Source organism: Kitasatospora sp. NPDC004799, assembly GCF_040609095.1.
In the GTDB taxonomy this organism is placed as follows: Bacteria; Actinomycetota; Actinomycetes; order Streptomycetales; family Streptomycetaceae; genus Kitasatospora.
The window spans coordinates 1-5764 of sequence record NZ_JBEXJK010000491.1; the positions used below are offsets into that span (position 1 = coordinate 1).

5 protein-coding genes and 1 pseudogene are annotated in these 5764 nt (G+C 75.5%); 3 read left to right on the plus strand and 3 right to left on the minus strand.

All coding sequences use genetic code 11. The annotated features are described in order from the left end of the window. A pseudogene (locus ABZW03_RS36220) lies at positions 1 to 1227 on the minus strand (hypothetical protein); the annotation flags it as partial. A gap of 383 nt (positions 1228 to 1610) precedes the next feature. Here ABZW03_RS36220 and ABZW03_RS36225 point away from each other — a divergent pair. Both ABZW03_RS36225 and ABZW03_RS36230 read left to right on the plus strand, forming a co-directional pair. Next, the gene (locus tag ABZW03_RS36225; protein ID WP_355268314.1) at positions 1611 to 2360 is read left to right on the plus strand and encodes a hypothetical protein; all 750 of its coding nucleotides are present in this window, start codon (positions 1611 to 1613) and stop codon (positions 2358 to 2360) included. A 117-nt stretch (positions 2361 to 2477) separates the two neighbouring features. Then, positions 2478 to 3317: an SAM-dependent methyltransferase gene (locus ABZW03_RS36230; RefSeq protein ID WP_355268317.1), complete on the plus strand. Its 840-nt coding sequence runs from the start codon at positions 2478 to 2480 to the stop codon at positions 3315 to 3317. Between the two features lie 92 nt (positions 3318 to 3409). Here the strand turns inward: ABZW03_RS36230 and ABZW03_RS36235 are convergent, their stop codons facing one another. Together ABZW03_RS36235 and ABZW03_RS36240 are read right to left on the minus strand one after the other, a co-directional pair. Beyond that, positions 3410 to 4102 carry a response regulator transcription factor gene (locus ABZW03_RS36235; protein ID WP_355268326.1) on the minus strand — a complete coding sequence of 231 codons (693 nt, stop codon included), beginning with the start codon at positions 4100 to 4102 and terminating at the stop codon, positions 3410 to 3412. A gap of 5 nt (positions 4103 to 4107) precedes the next feature. Continuing rightward, on the minus strand, positions 4108 to 5343 hold the full coding sequence (locus tag ABZW03_RS36240) for a histidine kinase (protein WP_355268320.1): 1236 nt from the start codon (positions 5341 to 5343) through the stop codon (positions 4108 to 4110). A gap of 133 nt (positions 5344 to 5476) precedes the next feature. Between ABZW03_RS36240 and ABZW03_RS36245 the strand changes: the two genes are divergently transcribed. Next, on the plus strand, positions 5477 to 5764 hold a 288-nt coding region (locus tag ABZW03_RS36245), incomplete at its 3' end, for an ATP-binding cassette domain-containing protein (protein ID WP_355268323.1).

Consider the following 5764-nt stretch of genomic DNA (forward strand, 5'->3'; position numbering starts at 1 on the left):
GGCCGGCAGCACGGTCACCGCGCCCTCGCCGAGCAGCCGCAGCGCCACCCCGCCGCGCGAGCAGCCGCGGGCCCGGAGCAGCCGCAGCTCGGCGGCACGCCGGTCGGTGCCGAGCGCGGCGGCCAGGCAGAGCACCACCGCGGCGACGCCCGCGACCCCCACCGGGCCGATCGCGCTCAGCGCCGTCGCGGCCCGGTGGCGCTCGGCCGCCCACTCGAGGATGACGGGCAGGGTCGAGACGGCCCGCAGGTCGGCGCGCCCGGTCGCGGCGGCCAGGGCGTCGGCGCCCGGCCCGGACAGGAACGGCAGGACGTCGGCGCGGGCCCGGGCCAGCCGGTCGGCGCGCAGCGGGGCGGGGTCGACGGACACCCGCCAGAAGTTCTGGACGGACCTGCTCCAGGTGGTCAGCGCGGTCAGGCTGCCGCCGTCGACGAAGCCGGTGACCTCGTGCCAGTTGCCGTGCTCCGCGCCGAGCGCCAGGCAGGGGCGGTCCGGACAGCCGATGCCGACCCAGAACGGGTCCAGCGGGTCGTTGGGCCGGTAGAGGCCGGTCACCACGGTGGACCGGCTGCCGCCGGAGCCGTCGGTGCCGTTGTCGACGACGTCACCGACCTTGAGGCCGATCAGCTCGGCGGCCGCGCGGCTCACCATCATCGGCACCGGGGCGCCGGCGGTGGCGGGGCCCGGCCAGCTGCCCTCGGTCAGGGTCACCCGGTCGGCGAGGCCGTGCAGGACGATCAGGGACAGCCGGGGCGGGATGTCGTGACTCACCCGGCGGTAGCCCGGGTTGAGCATCACGTCGCTCTCGGTCCGGGCGCCGTGCGCCAGCCGCTCCGGGGCCAGCGCCGTCCGCGCGCCGACCCGGGCCACCAGCTCCCGGTCGACGGCGTCGAGGCCGGCGGCGGTGTCGGCCGGTGCGGTCCGCGAGGTGAAGTGCAGGCTGGTCGCGTGGATGCCCTTCTGCCGCACGTAGTCGCGCAGCGCCGCGTCCGCGCCCCGGTCCGCGAGGCGGGGGGCGGCGACCGCCAGGAAGACGGTGACGAGGGCGAGGGCCGCCGTCAGCAGGGCCGCCGCCGGGCTCGCCCGCAGCCGGGTGCGGACCCAGCGCGCCGGGCGGTGGGCGGGCCCGGCGGGCCCGGGGGGACCCGGGACGGCGGGGGGACCCGGGACGGCGGGGACGGCAGCGGTGCCGGGGCGGCCGGCCTTGGTGGCCAAGATCTCCTCCACGAGGCGCAGCAGGACGGCGGCGACCGGTCGCCGGACAGCGGACGATGCTGTCAGATCCGGTCGCCGTTCGGAAGGGAATCGTACGTTTCAATTCCGGCTCGGTCAGGCGCGGTTGGGCTGGTCGGAGCCGGTTTCCCGGGGTTCCGGCGAGGAGTTGAACCGGAACGTCCGTCGCAGCCGTGGTTAACGGCGGCCAAGAGATCTCCGGACGGTCATCGCGGGCGTAAACCGCTCAAATCGGTGGTGCTTCGAACGCGGATGCGGGTACACCAGTTGACGGTCGCTCAGGTGTGGGGCGGCGCCCGTCCGCGCCGCCCCGCGCCGTCCCCGGCGGCCGCAGGACCAGCGGGCCCCGCGCCCGTGCGAACGGCAAGGAGGCGTCCGTGACGCACGACTCCCGCACGCAGAACTCCCCCGGCTTCCGGCAGAGCGTCCAGGACGTCCGGACCATCGCGATCCTGCGCCTCGGCGTGGGCCTGATCGGCATCCTGCTGCCGCCGGCCCTGCCGTTCGGCAACTGGCTGGCCGCCCAACTGACGGGGCGCAGCACCGACGGCTTCTGGCCGGGCTCGATGAGCGGCGCGTACTACACCGGCACCCGGAACATCCTCGTCGGCGCGCTGTGCGCCCTTGGGGTGTTCCTGATCTGCTACCGCTACGACCGCCGGGACGACCGCTGGAGCACGGCGGCCGGGTTCTTCGCGGTCGGGGTCGCGCTCTGCCCGGTGGCGCCGGAGGGCGCGTCCTCCCTCCAGCGCACCGTCGGGGCGTTCCACCTGGCCTTCGCCGGCCTGCTGTTCGTCATGCTGGCGATGTTCTGCCTCTACTCCTTCCGTAATCCCCGCTCCGCCCAGCCGGCCCGGGTGGGCACGGCCTACCTGGTGGCCGGGGTGGTGATCCTGGCTTCCCTGGCGCTCGCCGTCCTGGCCGGGATGACGGGCGTGGGCTCCGACTGGTCGGTCCAACCGCTGTACCTGGGCGAGTGGCTGGCGACCTGGGCCTTCGGCGCCGCCTGGATCGGCGCCGCGCTCGAACTCGCGGCCCACGGCCGGGGCGACGCCGCCACCGCCGCGATACCCCGCCAGTCGGAGGCCTCCGCGCTCGAACCGAGGCACCCGGAGGCCCGGTCCTGAGGGCCGGTCACCCCGGTCACCCCAGTCATCCCGTCGTACCGGAGGACCGTTACCATGCGCACCACGGACCGCCGTCACGGCGGCCGGTGACGGGTGCCCAGTAGCGGGAGAACGAGCATGGCGAACGAGATCCGGGCGGAGCACGGTCCGCGCGAGGATTACCCATCGGTGGACCTGCGGATGGACGTCCCGCACTCCGCCCGGGTCTACGACTACCTCATCGGCGGCAAGACCAACTTCGAGGCGGACCGGGTCGCGGCGCACGCCTCGGTGCAGGCCTGGCCGTCGCTGCCGGTCTCGATGCGCACCACCCGCGACTTCATGCAGCGCTCGGTGCGCCACCTCGCCGAGCAGTACGGCGTGCGGCAGTTCCTCGACATCGGGACCGGCATCCCGACCTCGCCGAACGTGCACGAGATCGCCCAGGCGATCGCCCCGGAGGCCCGGGTCGCGTACGTGGACAACGACCCGATCGTGCTGACCCACGCGCGGGCCCTGATGGACAGCTCGCCCGAGGGCCGCACCTGTTACGTGGACGCCGACTTCCGCGACCCGGAGTCGATCATCGGCAACCCCCGGCTGCGCGAGGTGCTCGACCTCTCGCAGCCGGTGGCGCTGTCGCTGATCGCGATCGTCCACTTCGTGCTGGACGAGGACGACCCGCAGGGCATCGTGCGCCGCTTCATGGACGCCCTGGCGCCCGGCAGCTTCCTCGCCCTGACGGTCTTCACCGGTGACACCGACCCGGTGGGGGTGGGCGGCGTCGGCCGTGAGTACAACGCGCGCGGCATCCCGCTCCAGATCCGCGACAAGGCCGAGACGGAGGCCTTCTTCGACGGCTACGAGCTGCTCGACCCGGGCGTCACGCTGGTGCACCACTGGCGGCCGGACGCCGGTGCCGCGCCCGTCCGCGACCAGGACATCGCGATGTACGCGGGCGTGGCGATCAAGCGCTGAGCACCGGTACCAAGCGATCGGGCGTCGGTGCTCGGCGATCGAGTACCGGCGCGCCGCGATCGAGCGCCGAACCGTTCCCGCGGCGGGCCCGGTCAGCCGGACACGGCGACCAGGCCCGCCTCGTACGCCAGGATCACCAGCTGCACCCGGTCCCTGGCGTCGAGCTTGGCCAGCAGCCGGGTCATGTAGGTCTTGACGGTCGCGACGCTGAGCACCAGTTCGGCGGCGATCTCGGTATTGGACAGGCCCCGGCCGACCAGGGTCAGGATCTCCCGCTCGCGCCCGGTGATCGCCGCCAGCCGCCGCTCGACCCCGGCGGGGACGGAGGCGGACGAAACAGAGGCGGGCAGAGCAGCACCGGCCTGCGGCGGGCGGCCGCCGACGAACGCCCCGATCAGCCGCCGGGTCACGCTCGGCGCGATCAGCGCGTCCCCCGCGGCGACCACCCGCACCGCGCCGAGGATGTCGTCCAGCGCCATGTCCTTGACCAGGAAGCCGGACGCCCCCGCGTGCAGCGCCGCGTACACGTGCTCGTCCTCGTCGAAGGTGGTGAGCACCACCACCTTGGTCGGCCCGCCGTCGGAGGTCACCAGCCGGGTCGCCTCGATGCCGTCCATACCGGGCATCCGGATGTCCATCACCACGACGTCCGGCCGCAGTTCGGCGGCCAGCCGGACGGCCTCCGCCCCGGTGCCCGCCTCGCCGACCACCTCGACGTCCGCCGTCTCCGCGATCACCATCTCCAACGCGGCGCGCACCAGCGGCTGGTCGTCGGCCAGCACCACCCGGATCACCCGGCCACCTCCCCGCCCGACGCGGACGGCACCGACGCGGACAGCACCGGCACCGGCAGCCGGGCGGCCACCCGGAAACCGCCCCCGGGCAGCGGCCCGGCCTCGAACTCCCCGCCCAGCAGGGCGACCCGCTCCCGCAGCCCGGCCAGCCCGAACCCGCCACCGGGCCCGGCACCCCGGTCCCGCCCCCGTCCGCGCCCCCGGTCGGTGACCTCGACGGACAGTTCCCCCGCCCTCCGGTGGTCCACCGCGACCACGCAGGCCCCGGCATCCGCGTGCCGCAGCACATTGGTGACCGACTCCTGGACGATCCGGAACGCGGCGAGGTCGACCTCCGGCGGCAGCGGCCCCGGCTCGCCGTGCCGCCGGACCTCCACCCGCACCCCCGCGGCCGTGGTCACCCCGGCCAGCCGGTCGAGGTCGGACAGGCCCTGCGGCACCGTGGCCGAGGCCTCGCCGTCGGCCCGGCGCAGCACGACCAGCATCCGGCGCAGCGCGGCCAGGGTGTCCCGGCCGGCGTCCTCGATCTCGCCCAGTGCCTGCTTGGCCCGCTCCGGCCGACGGTCGATCACCCGGCGGGCGGCGCCGGCCTGGAGGGCGACGATGCCGAGGCTGTGCGCGACGGTGTCGTGCATCTCCCGGGCGATCCGCAGCCGTTCGGCGGTGACCGCCTCCTCGGCCGCCCGGGCACTGAGCGCCTCGGCGTGCTCCCGGCTCTGCCGCACCGAGCGGCCGACCAGCCAGGCGACCAGCGCGAGCAGCGCGGCGCCGTCCGCCGAGCCGATGTGGGTGCCGGTGAAGATGCCCACCGTGCTGCCGCGCACCAGGCCGATGTGCAGCACCAGGAAGAGCATGACCAGCGCGAACGCGGCCCGCGAGCTGCGCCGCGGCCGGCTCGCGGTGATCAGGCAGAGCGCGGCGTCCACCGCGAACAGCGCGCCGGGCGGCACCTCGGCGCCGGCCGACCAGCCGTCCGTCTCGGTGAACGCGGCGACCAGCAGCAGGGCGACGGAGAGCACCGGCAGCCGTCGCACCAGCGCCGCGCCCGCGAACGCCACCACCGTGTCGGCCAGGGTGAACGCCCAGCCGCCGTGCGCGGCGGCGCCGGGGTGCTGAGCGGCGGCGCCGCCGAGCCGGACGGCCGGGTAGCCGGCGGCCACGCACCAGGCGAGGCCGACCCAGACCTCGGGCGGGACGCGCCGGAGCAGCGGCGGGGCGGGGGTCGATTCCATGATCGGGATCGTAACCACGGTCGGCGCCGCCGCCATCCACCCGTGGTTGTACGGCTGCGCGTGACATGCCTCGCCGAGGGTGTCACCACCGGTCCGATGCGGCCGCCCGGCTCCCCCGGGCACCGTGGGGTCCATGATCGAAGTCACCGAGCTGACGAAGCGCTACGGCCGCGGCACCCGCGTCCGCACCGCCGTCGACCGCCTCTCCTTCACCGTCCGGCCCGGCCGGGTCACCGGCTTCCTCGGCCCCAACGGCGCGGGCAAGTCCACCACCCTGCGGCTGGTCCTCGGCCTGGCCGACCCGACCGGCGGGACCGTCACCGTCGACGGCCGCCCCTTCCGCGGCCGGCCGCGCGGCCTGCGGCACGCCGGCGCCCTGCTGGACGCGGGCGACGTGCACGGCGGGCGCACCGGCCGGGCC

Coding starts and splice junctions, on each gene's coding strand:
- ABZW03_RS36230 (WP_355268317.1), top strand. CDS start 2,478: ATGGCGAACGAGATCCGGGCGGAGCACGGTCCGCGCGAGGATTACCCA.
- ABZW03_RS36240 (WP_355268320.1), bottom strand. CDS start 5,343: ATGGAATCGACCCCCGCCCCGCCGCTGCTCCGGCGCGTCCCGCCCGAG.